Below are 19,745 nucleotides of genomic sequence, written 5' to 3'. Positions count from 1 at the left end.
GTTTGCACTCCCCCTCGGTCCGCGTCCACAACGCTTTCTGGGCTCTATTGGTTCACGCCCGCGAGATGTGTAGCGAGTAAGCGAGTGTGGGGGACCTGTTCATCACAGTCCCGCGTCAAGAAGCCGCCGCACAATGTCTGTTCCGATCCGGATGCGGTCAACCGTGTCGATTCCGTCCCTCTGTTTGGTCTCGATAATGCCACCCTGGGACGTACCGAGCTCGCGCCGGAGCGAATCGTACAGCTCCGCGAATTCGTCCAGCGCGGGTCCTGACAGTTCGAAGCCCGTCGAAACTGAGCGGATCGCGACGCCGCTGCGCGTGAGCCGCAACCATCGCGGAATGGTCTCGTATCCGGTGAACCAAGGGTCATCGACGTCGTGTGGGTTACCGAGATTACGCCAAATTGCAAGGAGGTAGGGATCCCGGTACTTGCTGTTGAGTGTGCTCGTACCACCGCGGAGCATGCACAGCGAGTAGCCGAGCGCTCCGCCTTCTGAGTAGTAGATTCCTGAGCCCCCCTCGCGCATGGCTGAATATTTCACCATGTAGTACCTCCAATCGAAGTGGAGCTCCGATTCACGCTGGGCGAGCCACTCTGATTGCACAGCCGCTAACGTCGGCTTCAAATCGTCCCCATCATGGACGGCATCTAAGAGCTTGGCAAGAGCGGAGCGCGTTGCGGAGAGCGCCTCACGGTCTGCGCCGGTAAGCAATTCTCGCCAGGCGTTCTCGAAACGCCTGGAGCCCGTTCCGAATTGAAACTTCCTATTGTTTGTCGTCCGTTGATACTCGCCGGCCGCGAGGAGCGCACCCGTGGCCTCAAGCCAGGACTCGGGTTCTGACGCCAGGCGAAGAAACGCGTCGGACCGAGCGTCGAACTTCGCTGGATCTAGCCAGAAGGCGACGATCGATCCACGCAGAAGTTCATGGTCTTCCAAGCGATGAAGTGTCTCAGTGAGCTCTGGGCTTGCGGCTAGGAACTCGCGTTTCAGCAATTCGTCCTCGACCTGCTGCTTGTTGAAGCCGTCAATTTCGTCGAGAGCGCCGTCACGCATAATTCGTTCGACATCTTGGAGCAACCTGGGCATCCGGTCTATGCGTAGCTCGTTCGTGGAAGCTTCTATGAGATTACGCAGGGAGCGGATCCGGGCCTGAAGCGCGTCTGTCTTATCCATGAGATGGAGGAGAATCGCAAAGAGAAGGAGGCTCTGACCGAACGTGAAGACCCTTGTTCTGCCTCTTGTATCTCCAAAGGTGCGGCAGCAGGCGTCAAACAGGTCAATCCGCTGGTCGCGGAAGAACAGCGCAACGCGGTCGGCTTCAACCCCGTCCGGCCGCTCGCTGGCACTCCTGAAGAGCCCGCTAAATACGCCGGTAACATCGCGGCCGACCCATACGTCGAACGCCTTAAACAGGAAGTCCAATGACTCGGCCCGCTTGAGATTGGACCCACCAAATACCCGCTCAGTGCGTCGGCTGAGACGTTCGCGTCGCTCACGAACGTCGGCATCAGGATCGCGCCACTCGCACAACTCGGTGATGAAGCCGATATAGCGTATGAATTCGTCGTCGACTAGGTCGTCTTCACCGCGGAATCCCCAGAGTAAGTCTGACCACACGCCGTCAACTTTTTGCGCAAACTCCTTGGCGCGGTCGGTGGACTCAATGGATTTCTCAAAATGCGCCTTGAAGTTCTCGAACTCAGTCAAGGGCTTCCCACGTGAGTTCATCTTGATGTAAAGGTCCGCAGCCGAGCCCATGTCAGGCCGTGCGAGCAAGAGAAAGGAAACCGCCGGCTCGACCGGGTCTAGGAGCCGAGCCCAGGCCATCTTGGCGTCCGTGGTCCGAAATTGAGTGTGGATTGCGTCGAGCATGACAAGCATGGACTGGATTGTCGGATCGTGGCGCCAGACGAAGAGGTACCACGGCTGATCAATGATCCATGCTGATGGCAGCCCAACGGTGTCTGGCAACGGGGCCATCACAAGCCGTTCACAGAATAGCCGAGCACTCGGCCTGGTGGAGTAAGAGAACTTCGTCCATGCCTGAGGAGAACGAAGCTCCCCCGCTAGCGATGCGAGATACCAGTGCAGCAGAAACAACGTGGTGAGCCGCTGCTGGCCGTCGAGCGGCTCCAGCACACCGGACTTCACTTCGCCGTAAACGAAGTCAAGGTCGACCGGAGCGGGTTTCTCCCCAGCGACGGCCAGATGCAGAACGTCGATGAAGTTCTTGCGGATCTCGCCGACGGTGGCACTCTCGCGGCCCTGCGCATAGTCCCGCTGAATTAGAGGAATCTCGATCGCACGAATCTCATCCCTGTTGTTGGGCAAGAAGAGGCCGGTGAACGTCGTGGACCGGCTTTGGATACTCATGCTTCGCTCGCTTCTTCCGTCAGATACGCGCCGATCTCATCGCGGAACGCGTCGAGATAGGCGCGACGATCCGAGGCGCTCCAAAAGTGGACCTGCTGGGCACTCTCTTCTGTGTAGTACTTCAGGAACACATTTCGCGTACACACAGGTATATACGAACCCATGCGGTCCCTTCGGAGGATTTCAAGCCGCTTTACTTCGAAGACCGCGTTACTCAGCGCGCTATTGTCTCGGCTGTCGAGAAGAGCAAGGTTGTCAATGACGTGCACGTCGCCCTCCGCGCCCTCATCACCGGAAGAGAAGATCATGTTCACCTCGCGCTCCAGTTCCCGGAACGTTTCTCGGCTGATCGTCGGGATCGCGTCGTCAATCCGACGGATAAGGTCGCGACGAGTGCTCTCATCGAGCGGCAAGCCGACTAACGCGTCACGATGCAATCGGAGCCAGCTCGACCACTGCTCGCCCGTATTAAGTGCTTCGGCATTCTGTGCGTGGATGTGCTCCAGCGACCAGGTGCCTGCCGCGTGAGCACGGAACGAATAGCGCTCCGAAGAATGCTGCATTTTGCGAATTGTTTCGACGTTCATCAAGAGCAGTGCCTGTGACGCCTTCTCCCGTCCCGCGTCGCTCTCGTAGGAGAGCCCGGATAGCGCTGTATCCGTCAGGGCCAATTTCGTCTTGATCATGTCATTAAGCGTTATTTCGAAACTGCTCCTGGTCTTGCCCTCCGCGGCGACAACGAGCTCGCTAAAGGGCGTCCTTGTCGCGACCAGATACCCGACCTTATGGTACAAATTTCGGTCCTCGAACCAGCCGAGGATCAGGGAGTGGAGATCAATGACTCTGTTCCAGAAAGTCTTGTAGTTGGCATCGATTTCCGCTCGCAGCGCACTAAACGTGTGAAAGAGCGGACGGTCGCGTCCTCTCGGCCCGCCTGCAAGGGTGTCGAGCAACAGGCTAATGTGAGTCGCCTGGCTGTTCGCGTGGCCCGCGACGAACGCCCAAACCTCAGGCGTGCGGAGATCGCGCTCGAGTGTGTCCCACTGCGCGGCGATCTCCTGCGACCGGTTGGGCTGTCCCGGCGAGCCCATGGCGCGTGTCAGCAGGAGCGCCTTGACGAGTTCGGCATCGGTCAGCGGGATGCGGCCGATGTTCAGCCGAGTGAATAATTCAGTCGCGTTCGTAGCTTCCGGCGCCTCGTACCAGATCACCTTCACGCGGCGTGAAAGATCTGTGTAGAAGTCGATCGCCGCCTGAATCTCCCCGGGCCCCAGTGCCTCAAACCACGATCTGATTATAGAAGCAGCCTGGTGGATGTGGAAGAAGTCGATATTGCGCGTGCTTCCCGCTTCATCGGGGTCCTTCAGATAAGCCTGGCTCCCGGCTCGAGTCTCGTACTCGAGTTCGAACCGCGCATTCGCCGACGGTAGGGATCGACGGATGTCCTGCAGAATCAGGAACAATGTCGTAAGCCGTTGCTGGCCGTCCACAAGTTCCCAACGACCGTCGGTCATGCGTTTCACGACGATCGGTTGCAGATAGTACGACGACTGCTCACGACTATTGGCGACATCTTCGAGGAGACGGGTGACCTCGTCGACGCCCCACCGATATCCGCGCTGATAGGCCGGGATAAAGAACTTGCCTTCTATATCGCCTACGAATCGCTCTTCGAGCAAGCCTGGTGTCGTCACAGTCGTCCGCATGTACGCATGTACGCAACTGTACCCAGTGCTTCAGACATTGAATGCAAGTTCAATAGCGTTTCACCTTTGCTCGCTTTTTGGAGTCCGGCAACGCCGCACCGCCGCGTTCCAGGCCTACTACGAGAACATGCCGCTGCGGGCGTCGTCCGTTCCGGAACAAGCAATCACGTGTGACGCCCCCCCCCTGTGCCACGCCTCCCAGAGAACAGGCCAAAGCGGTCTCTATGGAAATCGAGACAACAGCCATCTTTTGTGCCATCGCAAGTCTTAAGTCGCAGGTCCAGCCGCCACAGCGTGGGCGAACGGCGCGTGAAGTACACGCTCACTCTGGTATAAATCGTTTTCTGCCGCTTAAGCAGATCTAGTTGGTGCTGAGAACGGTTGCCGTGACCGGTCGGTAATCAAGCACGTATTCACTGTCGTCGACCTTATAAATACTGGCATACCGATTACCAAAGGCATCCAAGTCCTCAATCCGGACCTTCGCTCCGCCCGAGAGTCCCAATCGATCACGGAAGTACTTTCCGATCAGGGCGTTGCTCTGGGTACTCTCGAGCGCCTTGTTTCCCTCTTGCGCAACGGCCATTAACATCGACTTTCCGTCGGTTGTGACCAAGTTAAAGTGGACGCCTTTGGGAGGAAAGAAACCGGACCTCGCTACTTCGACCGGAACGGGAATATAGGCTTGGTTCGGCTCCCGCCCTGGGCGCTGCCCCCAGTTCAGCCCACTCCTGTCATGGACCGTTCCCTTGCCAGCTCCTCGGGTAATGAACAGCGGCAGGTCAACGTGATCCAAGCTGGAGAGTGCCACCTGTGCCGACTCGTCACTGCGAGCTGTCTGCACGCTATTGGGCTCTATTTGGGTGTAGAACGACACCAAGTCATCAACATTTTCCGCATCGCACCGTACTGTTTTAAGGGCAGTGGACGCAAAGTAAGCCAGGGCGTCGGGTGCGGATGTCGGCGACATTACCTCAAAATGCCTCGAGCTACGGGTGCCTACGCCAAATCCGTTTTGCGTATAGTTCGCCGACCCCGTCCATGCCGCAACAGGCTCGCCCTTGCGTGTCCATACGTAGAGCTTTGAATGAACGGACACCCCTGCTGTTACATATGAGCAAGAGAAATCGCTTGGATCAGACTGACTTGCAATGCTCTTGAAACCCATGTGCGAGTGGATGGGCAACCCGTCGTAGCCGGTCATGCCTACTATCAGATCCAGGGCCATTCCCCGTTTCGAGATGTCCTTGGCTGCTTCGACATGCCTAGTCACCATAGCGGGAGATGCATAACCAGAAACCGCAAGTAGCCGGTCAGCCCCGTTACGGAAAGGCTCCAGCAGAACCTCGTCAAACAACGATTCAGTCAATAACCCAGTCACAATTGCATCCTACGCGCTAACGACTTCTTTAAGGGCCTCAGGTTCTTTCAGAACATGTACCAGATTAGGCTCCGTTACTGGATAACTAACACCAGCAAAAGATCTAAAGAGCGCTTCGAAGACCACTTTGGCACCCTCAACCGGGACTGCCATTCCGATCTGCTTTCGAACGCTCTCTTTGGCGCCACAGAACTCGAAGTCATCGGGGAACGTCTGGATCCGTGCGCGTTCGCGGTTCGTGAGGGCCCTGGGCTCCTCCCAGTGGTAGACGTGGGTGCCGCCACCCCCGGATCCGGTGACGGTGTAGGAGGGCTTGTCCCGCTCGAGTCGTTTGTAGATTTGGCTGATTTTGGCTCCGGCGACGTTCAGTCGAAGGTCCTCTGGAAGATTTGCCGTGAAGGCGTTCTGTCCCGGAAGGATATGCTGAAGCCTCCGAACCACAGTCGGTGATTGCCGAGTCAATTCATGGTTATAAGCATCCGGACGGATGGGCGGGATGGTCAGGCGGCTACCAACAGAATTGTCGATGTGTGAGTACGCTTCGGTAGCCGGGATACCAAACTGGACATCTAAATCTCGTCTGATACCGACGATGAGAACCCGATGACGTCTCTGGGGGATTCCGTATTGTTCAAATCGGTAGAAATGGGGATAAAGCTCGTATCCGCCCATGGATCCGGCCTGAGCCAAACGGTCCAATATCGTGACGAACGCCAAGCCGTCATTAGAATTTCGAAGCCCGCCCACGTTCTCTGCGACAAACCATTTGGGAGACGAGGAATCCAGGACTCTCGCACCGTACTCGTACAAGGGCCCGAAAGTCCCGTCCATCCCTTTCTGCTCGCCGACTACACTGAAGTCATTGCACGGAAAACCAAAAGCGAACCCATCAACAGGCTTTAGAGCTGCAATGTCGAGCTTTCGAACGTCCTCATGAATTACGGTCGAACCGGTGGCCCCGGGGATATTCCTCAGATAGGTCGCGCACGTATCCTTGTCGTAGTCATTGGCCCAGGCATGCTCCAGCTCGATTCCGCCGACTGCCTCTGCCGCTTGGTGGGCTCCTAGCGCCATCCCGCCCGGTCCACAAAACAGCTCACCCATCTGAAACTTCATTCCACGCTCCTAAAATCAAGTGCCATCATCTCACGGCTGTGAGGACTCGCCCGCGCAGACCTGGTGAGTGGCCAAGCGCCGCGTGTGCCTCTCACGCTGCCTTCCTATCTTCCTCGTCGTCCTGCCACGGCTCGGCGGTAAGTCTTTCCGCCCTGTATACCTCGGAGCTGAGACAATTCCCACGACGACCTTCTTCTCCGCAGGAACCATCAATGTCTGGTCCAGTCGCGTCGGCCCAGATCATCCCGGCGTTCGGCCCTCCGAGGCAAGACCACCACCGGCCCCTCGCCCGGCCGGGTAATGATTCCCCTAACCTCGCCCGCTGAGACTGTCGCCGCTGTCGTCTTAGACAATTTCGCCCGGCCATCACCCGCCAGGCTGTCAGCGTCTACTACCGTTTGAGAGTAGGCCACGCGCGCGACCACGGAGCCCCTCGGCGGGGACTTGGAACTCTGGCGGCGAAAGGCCCTCAGCGTTCAGCGTCACCGATCCAGATGACCTACCCCTCCTGAACACTTATCTACGCCGCTTTGGGTATATTCCATGAGGTCGATGCCGGTCACCCTTGCTGACCGCGGGAACCCAAATTTCCTGGCGGTTTTCCCATTGACGTCCCGCTAGGGCAATCTCTCGGCGACTATCTCCTGTTGGTAGCGCCGCAGCTTCTCCTGGAGTTCGGCGTGATGTCGTCGGAGTGCGTGGCGGGTCGTGAGCGCAACTCCGGCGAGGGCAGCAACCGCGGAGAGGGTACTCGCGATTAAGGTGTCCAGAAGGCGTCAGTCGTGGCTCCAAGTATCGCCTTCAACTTGAACGGTTCGTTTCACAACAAGGACGCCGTCCGCTGGGGCTTTCCGCTCGCTGCCTTGGACGGGCAACGCAGGATGAGGTTGACGTCGTGGCTGGGACTAAGAAGCAGCCAGCGCGATGTCGACGATGGCACGCGCTTGATGGCGAAGCCAAAGCGTCCCTCGAGGCGCATGCTCACTAGGTCGTGCGAGAAATTGGTTTCCTGAGCGGTCCAGGGCCAGCATCGCGACATTACGAATGACGATATGGGCCTGCTGCCAGTCATCAAGGAACCCAGTGCTCGGCGCTAGGTCGTTCGAACCGACCCGCGGTACCCTCCACAGCTTCTCCGCCCCATCGCCCAGCAGGTACTTCCCGGCGGCCCCGGGCTCCCGGAGCAGGTCCAAAGCCTCTGCCTCGACGGGATCCAATACGAGCGCGGCGCCGGGCACTGGCAGTTCATGTACCGAAACGAAAACGGTCCTGGCAAGCGTGAGTACCCGCGGGGGGGGTACGACGTCGGTGATATCAGCTTCATGGCGACCTCATGGCGACAGTGACAATCATGCAGGAGAAATGAAGCACCCAATCACCAAATTCGCCGGAATACTGCTTACCCATGGCGCCACCGCGACCGCGGCTCAGTCGCACGCACCAAGTCTTCCAGCGACTACCGCCCCTGTGCGACCCGGCACTAGCCCAAATTCAAAACGGCAAGGCTGCGTAGCGCGTTCATGACTTGGCGATGTCAGGCCAGCAATGTCCTGACTCGCGAACGAGAACACTTACACCAAAACGCCTGTCTTCACGACTCGCCGTTCCGCGTCGGATTGATCTTCAGCCCCTGCTCATCCAACGCAGCCTATCCTACAACAATGGCCATCATAAGAGCACTTCTTCCAGGCGATGGAAACGCACGAGAAAACCTCACCGAGGTCGACTGCAAATACCAGGTCGTGTCAACAGATTCGCGAGGGTCACTAATTCATTTGGCCACTTATGGTTCTGATTCCCGGCGATCTGAGCCGAAAGTTAGTCAGGTGATCCAGATGGATGAGAACGTTGCCTGGCAACTCGTGGACCTCATAATGAGGACCTACAAATGGCCAGCTGCCGCTGGTGAGGAGGCAGGCTCCTGACCTTTGTCATTCCAAGCAGCGGAATTGATAGGGACGGCGAAGTCGACGAAATAGGCTGATCGTGCAAGCCTCGTTAAATCCACGAATGTTCGGTCCTAACGAACCGGGGGTTCAGGTGTCACCAGTTCTCCGGAAGCCAGTCCGAGTCTGCCTCTGACGTAGGCACCGGAAGCATCTGAGTGTATGCGGCGTCGGCTGGAAGAACTTCAGCCATCTACGAACTTACTAAGATGCGCCGCAAGCGCGCTGCGGCTCGGGGCACTCTGGGAGCGGCAGGACACCTGGGCATCACTGAGCAGACTGTACTCGGTCTGGGTCAATGCCTCGCATACCCGCACCGTCATTGAACTGGGATCGATTGCAATCTGATTTCTCGTAAACAGTTCGGCCACGTCCCTGCGCAGCATCAGGACGTTGAATCCGTCGTCGAGCTTTGCTGGCAACATCCGTTCAATCGGTGTTGCGACGAGGACCGCGTCAACTTTGGACCCCGTGACTGCACACTCTCGCTCAAGCATTCCATGGACGGCTGACGGAACGACCGCACGTCCTTGATCGCTCCTGCCTCTCGCCTCTACCTGACGCGACTCTGGTTCTCTCCCCTGCCTCTCATCGACGACTTTCGAACCCGCAGGGACCAGACGCACCACTTCTTCCGACGAGGACGTGTAGGTTCCCAGGTAGTCATACACCGGACTCGGCGAGTCCATTCGCTTTCTTAGAAACACGAGCACCTGGAGCCCACGCGCATGGTGCTGTGCCAGCAAACGCGCAGTGTCGGCGGGGAAACCGTCGAGAAGCCGGAAGGAGTTCCCCTCTATCGAACAGGGAAACTCCAAACCAACAGCGGCTCCTTGTTCAGCGAGAAATATCCATATGGAGCTGAACCCACTCGGGAGGAAGCAGTCATTGATTACCACGGACCGTGGAACGGAGAACGCGTCCCGAAGCTGCCTTCGGGTGTAGCAGTGTCCTGGCTCCAAGCGCTCCGATGTTAGCTTTACGTTGAGAAATCGGCCTCCAGTCATGACGCCTCCCTTCAGTCGGTGATTCTGTCAGATCTGTACGACACAATACGATCCGGCCGCCACGTTGGCGGGCGCGTCGCGCACCAACAGAGGCACTTGCAAGATGCGGCCGCCTATCATGTGCGAGAGAGCAAGAGTCTGCTGTGCCCGCCGATGGTGGGTTTCAGCACGAGATTGGGGTAAAAACTTTGCAGCAAGAAGTCGTTCAGATCGTTCCGAACGCGAAGCGTTTGGTCCAGGGGTATCGGGACATCGGTTACACGTTCAACGGAGCCGTGGCTGATCTAGTTGACAACTCGATTGCGGCCCAAGCTACTGAAGTCCGAATCGACATGGTATGGGAAGGTCACAACAGCTATCTGGTAATTTCCGACAACGGCGACGGAATGACCCCGCCTCAACTTGAAGAGGCAATGAGGTTGGGGTCCGATCAAGATTATGATACGGACGACCTGGGCAAGTTCGGCCTCGGACTTAAGACAGCCAGCATCTCCCAATGCAAGGTTCTTCAAGTCGGTTCAAGGCGACGCGGCACTGAGCACGCAGTGGACGTTCTCCGGTTCGATATTGACCACATCGAGACGACGAACAATTGGGAGGTCATCCGGCAGGGAACTGAGTCGTTACCAACCATTGCTAGCGACTGGCTGGCCACGACGCACGGAACTGTGATCGTCTGGTCGAACCTGGATCGACTGCTGGGCGGCACAAACAGTATCGACAAAGCACGCAACGCCTTCTTCGATCACCACAACGGGCTCGGCCTGCACCTCGCCATGGTCTTCCATCGTTTTCTGTCTGGAGATGCGCGAACGAAGCATCAACATCCTGATGAGTTCCGCATCATCCTAAATGGTTTGGTGCTAGACCCGTGGGATCCTTTTGCCACTTGGCATGAAAAAACGCAAACCTTGGCCGCTCAGGAGTTCCCTCTTGCAGGCGTGGGGTGGGGCGGCATCGTGGAGATGCAACCGTACATTTTGCCGGCAAGAGAACAGTTCAACGACCCCAAAGAACACGAGCTTCTTTCGGGACCTAAGAAGTGGAACAACCAACAGGGGTTCTACATATACCGTGCAAACCGACTCATTCAGTCGGGTGGCTGGTGCGGGCTTCTGACACCGAACGAACACTACAAGCTGGCCAGGGTGTCGGTCGATTTTCCGCCGCAACTGGATAATGCGTTCGGCATTAACATCGCCAAGATGAGAGTGACACTGCCGGCTCAGATAAAGGACGAAGTGAAGGCCTTTGTGGGGCCCATCCGGAAAGCCGCCGACCTCGCTTATAACGCCAAAGAACGAAAAAAGCTTCCCCCGACAAGTCCGGGTAAAACTCCGCCTCCTTTGACGCCACCGAAACGGCCCGGAGGAGCCATGCCCGGAACTCTGACTGGGACTCCGCAGCAGGGCACCCTCGGACCGTTCGCGCCTTGGCCGGTTGCGACTCTGCAGGAGACTGAACAATCCCGACGCCGGTTGGCCCTTGAATCTGCTGCTAAGGTCACCGGAAATGAATCGGCCCTAGAAGCAATTCTGAAGGCCCTGGCATCAACTGATGAGAGGACTGCACGTGAACTCGGTTGGTGAATTTCAAGAAACCCTGGACAAGTGGCAACGCGTCATCACGGTTCACACAGATGCATTTGGCGGAACCTATTCCGACCATCTGCATCTTGCCCCGACGAACATCCACGATGACCTCAAGCGCAGGTTTGAGGCTCCTCCTGGCAATGAAGACGATGAGACCGAATTTCTCGAACCGATTTCGCTGGTGCCCCGAGGTGGGGGCGCGCGTCCCTGGTTCAAAGACCACGAGTCGTCAGAGGGCTACTACTGGGATCGGCTTCGGACCTTTCTGATAGACAAGAAAGGACGGTCCCTCGACGAGGTCAATTCGTTGCACAAGGAGTCGGACCTGGTGCTCAGCCATCTTGAGGACCCTCTCCTCATAGATCCTCAGGGCGCCCTCGCTCCCTTTGACGTCCGAGGGTTGGTCCTCGGGTATGTCCAGTCTGGAAAGACGGCTAACTTCACAGCGCTTATCGCGAAGGCCGCTGACCGGGGCTACAAACTGGTTATCGTCCTTTCGGGAATCCACAATAGTCTGCGGCAACAGACGCAGATTCGGTTGGACAGAGAACTGGGCCTCGTCGACGGCCCGGACAGCGTAGGCTATCCGACTGCCGTTCAAGAATGGTGGGGCATAACATCTTCTGAAGAAGGCGGTGATTTCAAGCCCGCGACCAATCCGGGACCCCTGGCCCAGGGGTCCCGCGGCCTCATGGTGGTCAAAAAGAACGCGACTGTGTTGCGCCGGCTTGCTAAGTGGCTGGAACGAGTGCCGGCCGACACGCCTACGCTGATAATCGACGACGAAGCTGATCAAGCTTCAATCAATACGGGTACGCCTCTCGCCGAGCAGACCGATCTGACCGCCGAGGACGTGGACGAAACAAGTGATGCCAGCGAAATTGACCCGTCAACCATCAATGGCCTCATTCGCGAGATTACGAACAAGTTTCGACGTGTATCCTATGTCGCCTATACTGCAACCCCGTTTGCCAACGTACTTATAGATCCGGACGCCAGCACCGCTACGCACGGTAAGGACCTGTTCCCAAGCGAGTTCATAATTAGCTTGAGTCGGCCCGCCACATACTTCGGAGCTTCACGCTTCTTTGGAAACGGCGAAGAACGTGAGGGGCAATCCAAACTCAACGTTGTCCGTTTCATTCCGGATGATGAGGTAGCCTCATTGGCCCCGCCGACGTCCATGGCCAGATTGTGGAAACCCACGGTTTCTGATTCCCTGATGTCGGCCCTTCTGAACTGGATTCTCGCGTCTGCTGCTAACGATTACAGGAACGGTACTCAGCTCAGTAGCATGCTGATACATACCAGCTCCAGCATTCAAAAGCAGAATGATTTAAAGACCGCACTTGTGGGCCAGTTCGCAGAGCTAGTTAATCAATGGACCTACTCGCGTGATAAGTTGTCGCAGACCTTGCATGCCATGTGGGATCAGGACTTTGTGCCTACTTCTGCAGATTTCAACAAGTTTCCCCCCATCTCCTTTGAGGACTTGCTGCCGGGGATCGATCATCTGTTGGGATCGCGAACGCCCGTCAAGGTGCTGGCTCTCAACAGCTCCTCCCAGGACATGCTTGACTACGACGCCGACCCTCACCAAAAGCTGATCCTTGTCGGTGGAAACCGACTTAGTCGCGGTCTCACCCTCGAAAACCTGCTAGTTAGTTTCTACGTACGGTCCAGTACGGCCTACGACACTCTGCTACAAATGGGACGCTGGTTCGGATATCGCGGCAAGTACGCCGACCTGACGCGCCTATGGACGAGTGAAGAAATATACGAAAAGTTTAGGCATCTGTCCCTCGTTGAAGATGACCTCCGCGACGAGATAAGCGCGTACGCTGCGCGTGAATTGACTCCGCTGGATATGGCACCGAAAATTCGCGCCCATCCAGCCATGTTGGTGACTGCCCGAAACCGGATGGGGACCGGTTCCCATGTGAAGCTGTCTTATTCTGGTCAACTGATCCAAACCATCCATTTTGATTTGGAGCGGGTGGACATCCTGGAAGCAAATCTTTCGCTCACCAGTCAATTCCTTGGTTATCTTGGTTCACCCGCGGCCGTCGAGAACAACCGGCCTATGTGGCTTAATGTTCCTGTCGATTACATTGTTCCATTCCTCCAACGCTTCCAGGCCGCGAAAGGCAACGAAGGCTTTGACATGGCGAACCTGTCAAATTACGTTCTTATGCAGGCGCAGAAAGCCGAAGAACTGACCAACTGGACCGTTGCCATTGCCGGGAACGCTAGCCCTAACTCCAATTTAGGAACAGAAACCTTCGGAGGCGATTCCTTGCTCCAGGTGAACAGGATCAGCCGCACGCGTTTGAACAGCTCAAGTCAGTCGGTCGGTGCCCTGGTCACCGGCGCCAGCGGCCGGCGTCTTGGCAACTATGTCGAGGCCTGGGGGCTGGACTCAGCACAGTTGAAGAACGCCCAGGCTCTTATAGATGGTGGCAAGGTTACAAAGGTCGGCGCAGCAGTGCGCCTCAGCAGATCGCCAAGTCAAGGCCTGCTTGTGATTTATCCGATCAGCCCATACTCGAACCCTTCTGACAACAGGGACAACCGTGCGCCTTTATTCAGCAACCCCAATAGTTTTCCGACTGTCATTGGAATGGCCTTGTCCTTCCCAACCTCGACCAACGACTTGTCAGTCGACTACGTCGTGGGGCGACCTAGCGCGCGTGCCATGTCGAATCTGCGGGTCACCTCATGAGTGCTGAAAGTAGCATATGGTCTGAGCTAGCCGCTCCAACCGCAGCCTTAAGGGCCAAGCGGCACCCACTGAACCGCCTAGTATGGCTGGCCGTCGATCAGGACTCGCGACGACACATCCTAGTTTCTACGACTTCGAACGAAGCCGGGCAGGCATTACTTCAGACAAAGGCGGTTCGAGCCACAACTCGGGAGCTCCGCATCGCCTCGGAGAACTCCTTGGTCTGGATAGACATTGAATCGCTTGACCCTTCGCAACACGAGGCTTTTTCTAGCCTTGCTTTCGACCTCGCCTCCCGCATCGCGACCGGTGATGAAGCGTTTAAAAGCGCACTACAGGTGTTACATTCCTGGAAGGCCTTCTGGGAAGTAGAAAAGAATAGCCTTTCCGTCCAACAAGAGGCGGGAATCTTCGCCGAGCTGTGGTTCATCCGCTACTGGATGGGTGACACGGCTCCAATTAGCTCTTGGACGGGCCCGGAGATGGCTATTCACGATTTTCGCTGGCCCGGCAAAGCCGTGGAAGTAAAGGCGACCTTGAGTAGGTCCGACGGCTTCCCTGTCCACAGAATTTCCAGCCTGGATCAGTTGGATGACGTCGCTGACTCCACTCTGTACCTATTCAGCATGCAATTAGCCACTGATAGTCATTCTGGTCATACTGTAGAGAGCTTGGCTACCGAGATTGTGGCGGGGCTGGGCTCACGCCACCTGGATATTTCTGAGTTTAGGCGTCGTCTGGCGTTCTCCGGATACAGCGGGGAAGCCAGTGGACCGCGCCCCTCCTTCAGGGTTCTCACGGAACGACTTTATGAAGTAACTCCTGGATTTCCACGATTGACCCGAAGGTCTCTGAGTGGCCCGCTGCCCTCAGGTATCGAGGATGTCGGCTACGCCCTTGACCTAGCCGCTTGTAGCGAGTGGTTGCGAGCAAGCCAACCATCGGAGTTCCGCTCCGTTGGCACCTCTGAATGTAATGAGTCCGATGAAGCCAGTTGAAAGCGTCGTATTTGACGTTGAAGACGCACACGACTCTTGGCAGCTGTCACTGTGGCCTGATGGAGTTGGCCGTATCGTGGGTCGGTCAGGCGAGTTCTCAGGTAAATGGGCCGGACAGCTCCCACTACGTCGTGTTCTGCACGTGTTTTCTGTAGTTTCGACCTTAAATGAACCCTATTTAGCGACTGGTCAAAGTCTTGGTAAGAATTCCCTCCGGACACTAATAACTTTTGCGGGCGAAGATTCCCCCCCGCTCGCCGTGGACACCGATCTGGATGAAGCAGGAGCAGTTCTGTGGACGTTGCGTCAGATGATCAGTGGCCTCATAAAGGAAGGACAATGGTACCCAGAGAAAGGTTACGGCCTTCGGAGCGGTGCCGCATTCGTAAACGCGGCACGGTTTAGACTCTCCACCAAGAATGCCGATGCCACCGCACTGATAAATGGGGACGGAGTTGTAGTCCTGGCGGGGTCAAGGGCAAGCACAGTAACTATGACTTCCCTTAGTGACACCCTTAAAACTCTTCGTGAGCGAATGGTTGAATGGGAACTCTGGGAGACGTTGAACGACGATCAATACGTCATAAGCGCCCACATGTTTTTCCCTACGCCCTCCCAAGCTGCGAGTGCTTTGTGTGGGTCATTGACGAACGGCCTCGACGCGTGGACCGACCCAGACGGCACTAGTATCAGAACTCTCGGCAGCCCCAGTTGACCGGTATAAGCCATTCAAGCGACCCCGCGGGAAGAGCAGATGTTGCGACGCTAGGTGACTACGAGGACGTCCTGGCAGTTGTCTCGCTGTTGCGCGAGACCGACCGGGCTTGGAGGGAGCAAACCCTACAAACTGCTAGATGGGATTCGAGCCACTCACCAGTTTCGGGGGATCCCGATGGACCTTCTCAATCGATCGCCTTCAAAATCGAGCGGTGGTTGCGTGACACAAATCCGGAAGCGTCCGCGGCGGACCCTGTGGAAGGGGACGTCCCCCCTCCCGATGCAGTGCCTACGAACCGCCACAATGACCCCGCCCCTTCAAGAACTCACGCGTCGGGGCCTAACCCTCATACTGAAGGCGACGGCCACGAAACCGACACGACGGGAAGTCTCGAGACGCCCTGGCTCATTTCGCCAGACTCTGATGACGATATACCGCTACAACAGACCATGTCGGCCGGGGCCACCGCTGACCCCGTGAGGGACTACCTGAAGCAGATCGTCAAATTTTCACTCTTAGAAGCCGATCAGGAAGTGGACCTGGCCCTGCGGATCGAGGCTGGGTTGCTGGCGGAGAACAAGCTGGCAACGGACGACGGAATCCTAGACCGGACGTCCAAACGCGAGCTCATGTTCCTCGCCTATGACGGAAGGCGCGCCAAGAACCACCTCTTAGAGGCCAACCTCCGCCTCGTCGTCTCGCTGGCCAAGCGCTACACGGGCCGCGGCATGCTGTTCCTGGACCTGATCCAAGAAGGCAACCTGGGCCTGATCCGTGCGGTTGAGAAGTTCGACTACACCAAGGGCTTCAAGTTCTCCACCTACGCCACGTGGTGGATCCGCCAGGCGATCACCCGCGCCATGGCCGACCAGGCCCGCACCATCCGCATCCCGGTGCACATGGTGGAAGTCATCAACAAGCTGGCCAGTGTCCAGCGGCAGATGCTGCAGGGCCTCGGCCGCGAACCCACGCCGGAAGAGCTAGCACTCGAACTCGACATGACCCCGGAAAAGGTCATCGAGGTCCAGAAGTACAGCCGCGAGCCCATCTCCCTGCATCTCATCGTCGATGAACGCGAGACCGAGCTTGGAGACATCATCGAGGACTCCGACGCCCTGAGCCCGGCCGAGGCTGTCAGCTTTGCCCTTCTGCGGGAACAGCTGCACTCAGTGCTGGATACACTCTCTGAGCGCGAAGCTGGTGTGGTTGCGATGCGCTTCGGCCTCACCGACGGACAGCCGAAAACTCTGGAAGAAATAGGGCAGGTCTATGGACTTACGCGAGAGCGTATCCGCCAGATCGAGGCAGCAACAATGGAAAAGCTTCGCCACCCCTCCAGGTCGATGGTGTTAAGGGATTACTTGGACTGAGGCAGGAAGAGACGATGCCACGTCGAAAAAGCTTAGCGGTGCTGACTTTGTCTTGGCGAACGACGTTCCGTAGGTGAAAAACAAAACACCCCCGGTCCGAAGACCGGGGGTGTCGTCGATGTCGTGACATCGCGTTGTGCGCGGAGGGGGACTTGAACCCCCACCCCCTTTCGAGGACTAGCACCTCAAGCTAGCGCGTCTGCCATTCCGCCACCCGCGCAAGTGGTGTCCCGGGGTCTCTTTCGCTTTGGGCTTACCAGATCCTCCGAAACAGCGGCAACGAGCATAACACGAAGCTACCAGGGCGGGTTTCGTTGTTACATGCCCGAAATGATCGACGACGACCTCCACCAGGCTGTTGGACAGTTCATATGACTGGATGTTCTGCGATATCGGGCCCGCCACGGCCGCGAGCACCTTGGCGAAGCCCACGGGGGGCCTCTGCTTGCGAGGGCCAGCCTGTCCATCTCCCGTAGATTGACCAGGCATACTGTAGGTGGGAATCGACAGTTGAATGTAACGGCGGCTTCCCCCTCTCGCGGCGAATGAGCGGCGTGGAGGCGAAGCTAGCCCAACGCTCCTGACCGCGAAGGGCTTTCCAGCGTTCCTTCCGATAACTTCCGCGCCGTTGCCAGTCACAGATGCCTCCTGCCTCAGAGTGAGACGCCCTCAGCGACATCAGGGTGGAGGGACGCACTTCGCGATCTGGTCACCAGCGGTGAGCTCTCCAGGATGCTCCGGAGGGCCGCGGTCGCAACGCTTCAGAAGAAAGCTTGACTGTGAATAAGGCGCTGTCTAGTGCGCCTTCGTCGGAATCCATTCTCAGCTGGTAGCGGCGGGGCGAGACAGGGCTCCAGTCAAAGTGTCTGATAAACAGAATCCATGACTCAGCCGCACGTCTTCGTAGCCATGGCCGACATCTTGAACCTCCGGTGTGACGCGTGGCTGCTACCGACGGATTCCATGGTCACGATTGAGCAGCACTGGCTGCACGCCCATCCAGACCTGCGGACTATAGCGGCGGCGTCGGCTTCGGCGGAATTCCGAAACGGCAACGCGCTGGCCGAGGCCATCCACCCGTGGCACCCGGCTGAACCGTTGCCCATCATCACTGCCGTCCCCGACGACAGCAACTGGGGTCCCGCCGTCGTTGCCGAACGTCTGGAAGCGTTCGTGCGAAGCGCCGTGTCTGCTCTTCCGAATCCAGACGACCGGCCGTACCGCCTCCTGGCGTTGCCGTTTTTTGGGACCGCCGGGGGCGGCGCCGGGAACCACCTTGGCGCAACCCTGCGCTCGATCCTCGACGCCGCCACCGAACTGGCGGCCCGCTACGGCGTCGACCTCGTCCTGGTCCTGCGGGACCGGGCAGCGTTTTCGTTGGCCCAGAAGCTGAGGCGGGAGGAAGTCGACTGCTCGTCCTGGCCTTCCCTGGGCGCCCTTCTACAGGAGAAAGCCAGGTCGCTTGGCCAGATTGCACGCGCCGGACACCTGGTGCCCTTTCTCGGCGCAGGCATCAGCGTCAGCGCCGGAGCTCCGAGCTGGGGCCAGCTTCTTGACAAGCTGAGGACCGGCATCCATCTCAAGGAAGCCGAAGCAGACGCCTTTCACAGGCTCGGCCCGCTAGACCAGGCCGGGGTACTCGAGCAGCTCTATGCCGACCAGCATGAGGGCCCCGAGGCCTTCGGTCAGGCGGTGGCCGACGCTGTCGACTTGCCGAGATACGGTCTGGCGCCGGCGCTTCTCGCCGTTCTCCCCTCCACAGGGGCGATCACGCTCAACTATGACCGGCTTTTCGAGACCGCCTGCAGCGACGCCCAACGCCCAAGGACTGTCGTCCCGGAAAACATTCCCGCCGTCGGCAATGACTGGCTGCTGAAACTCCACGGTTCGGTGAGCCAGCCTGAAAGCATCGTGCTGACCCGCGACGACTACCTTGGTTACAACAGCAACCGCGACGCGCTGTCCGCGCTCGTCAAGGCGCACCTGCTGACCCACCACTTGCTGTTCGTCGGGTTCGGGCTCGCAGACGACCATTTCCACGAAATCGTCCACGACGTCAGACGGGCGCTCCCGAACAACGCCTCCAAGAACCATCAGATGGGCACGGTGCTCTCGCTCTTCCATGAACCGCTGCAGAAACTGGTGTGGGCAGGGAAACTGGACATCCTCCCCATGTCCGCCCCCGCGTCGGACGCCACCCCGGTTGAGGTGCACACAGCCATAGCGACTGCCGGACGGGAGCTCGAGATCTTCCTGGACATGATGGCCGCCTACGCCACCGACAATCACTCCTATTTGCTGGCCCCCGCCTACAACCAAGGGCTCGCCGACGACGAACTCGACCTGCGACGGCACCTCCTTACCCTGGCGTGCAGAGAACGGTTCGCTGGTACAGCCGAAGTGTGGGGCGTGCTCGACAAGGCTCTCCAAGAACTGGGCTTGAAGGACTTGTCTTAGGAGCGCCAGATCCGGCGTCGGTCCCTTCCCGAGACCGGCGCCTTCACCTAAATCGTCGGAGACGCAGTCTAGGCTGCCGTCCATGGACATCATGCCCTTCCTCGCGATCTTCCTCAGCTGGAGCCAGACACCGCTCGGTATCGCCGTCATCGCTCCCCTCGTAATCTCTTCGGTCATTGCTTCTTTCGTTGCGGTGGGCGCTACATGCGCTCGATCCCCCATCGCTTTGAGCGCTGGCTGGACCGAAAGCAGGGGCAGTTGTTGTGACCGGCCAGCGCCAATTCCGCGGCCCGGTCCTAGCGACTTCTTATCTGGGGCACGCTGGGGCTAATCCCCGTCGGTAGTGACCATGGATA

10 protein-coding genes and 1 tRNA gene are annotated in these 19,745 nt (G+C 57.9%); 5 read left to right on the top strand and 6 right to left on the bottom strand.

The window, feature by feature from the left end:
* Positions 1-102 precede the first annotated feature (102 nt).
* The 5 genes from AC1DBL_RS07765 to AC1DBL_RS07745 form a co-directional block, all read right to left on the bottom strand.
* Positions 103-2,376: a DUF262 domain-containing protein gene (locus tag AC1DBL_RS07765; RefSeq protein ID WP_476925838.1), complete on the bottom strand. Its 2,274-nt coding sequence runs from the start codon at positions 2,374-2,376 to the stop codon at positions 103-105.
* The gene (locus tag AC1DBL_RS07760; protein WP_476925837.1) at positions 2,373-4,082 is read right to left on the bottom strand and encodes a DUF262 domain-containing protein; all 1,710 of its coding nucleotides are present in this window, start codon (positions 4,080-4,082) and stop codon (positions 2,373-2,375) included. Before AC1DBL_RS07760 ends, AC1DBL_RS07765 begins: the two co-directional genes overlap by 4 nt.
* Positions 4,083-4,443: 361 nt before the next feature.
* Positions 4,444-5,451: a restriction endonuclease PLD domain-containing protein gene (locus AC1DBL_RS07755; protein WP_476925836.1), complete on the bottom strand. Its 1,008-nt coding sequence runs from the start codon at positions 5,449-5,451 to the stop codon at positions 4,444-4,446.
* Positions 5,452-5,472: 21 nt separating this feature from the next.
* Positions 5,473-6,579 carry a DNA cytosine methyltransferase gene (locus tag AC1DBL_RS07750; RefSeq protein WP_476925835.1) on the bottom strand — a complete coding sequence of 369 codons (1,107 nt, stop codon included), beginning with the start codon at positions 6,577-6,579 and terminating at the stop codon, positions 5,473-5,475.
* 2,131 nt (positions 6,580-8,710) lie between these two features.
* Positions 8,711-8,950, bottom strand: a complete 240-nt coding sequence (locus tag AC1DBL_RS07745) for a hypothetical protein (protein ID WP_476925834.1) — start codon at positions 8,948-8,950, stop codon at positions 8,711-8,713.
* Between the two features lie 725 nt (positions 8,951-9,675).
* On the opposite strand from AC1DBL_RS07745, the gene AC1DBL_RS07740 reads away from it, so the two are divergent.
* The 4 genes from AC1DBL_RS07740 to AC1DBL_RS07725 all read left to right on the top strand — a co-directional run bounded on the left by AC1DBL_RS07740 (position 9,676) and on the right by AC1DBL_RS07725 (position 16,932).
* Complete coding sequence (locus AC1DBL_RS07740) at positions 9,676-11,121, top strand: ATP-binding protein (RefSeq protein WP_476925833.1); 1,446 nt, start codon at positions 9,676-9,678, stop codon at positions 11,119-11,121.
* The gene (locus AC1DBL_RS07735; protein ID WP_476925832.1) at positions 11,105-13,846 is read left to right on the top strand and encodes a Z1 domain-containing protein; all 2,742 of its coding nucleotides are present in this window, start codon (positions 11,105-11,107) and stop codon (positions 13,844-13,846) included. The genes AC1DBL_RS07740 and AC1DBL_RS07735 overlap by 17 nt, the downstream gene beginning before the upstream one ends.
* The gene (locus AC1DBL_RS07730; RefSeq protein WP_476925831.1) at positions 13,843-14,844 is read left to right on the top strand and encodes a PD-(D/E)XK motif protein; all 1,002 of its coding nucleotides are present in this window, start codon (positions 13,843-13,845) and stop codon (positions 14,842-14,844) included. Before AC1DBL_RS07735 ends, AC1DBL_RS07730 begins: the two co-directional genes overlap by 4 nt.
* 801 nt (positions 14,845-15,645) lie before the next feature.
* Complete coding sequence (locus AC1DBL_RS07725; protein ID WP_476925855.1) at positions 15,646-16,932, top strand: RNA polymerase sigma factor; 1,287 nt, start codon at positions 15,646-15,648, stop codon at positions 16,930-16,932.
* Positions 16,933-17,069: 137 nt separating this feature from the next.
* On the opposite strand, the gene AC1DBL_RS07720 is transcribed toward AC1DBL_RS07725, so the two are convergent.
* Positions 17,070-17,152 (bottom strand) — tRNA-Leu (locus tag AC1DBL_RS07720).
* A gap of 662 nt (positions 17,153-17,814) precedes the next feature.
* On the opposite strand from AC1DBL_RS07720, the gene AC1DBL_RS07715 reads away from it, so the two are divergent.
* A complete protein-coding gene (locus AC1DBL_RS07715; RefSeq protein WP_476925830.1) occupies positions 17,815-19,389 on the top strand; it encodes an SIR2 family NAD-dependent protein deacylase in 1,575 nt (524 codons plus the stop codon).
* Positions 19,390-19,745: the final 356 nt, after the last annotated feature.

This window comes from Arthrobacter sp. 10T44, assembly GCF_056393885.1.
Note: the sequence above shows the minus strand (reverse complement) of the source record. Positions and strands in the feature narration are given on the sequence as shown.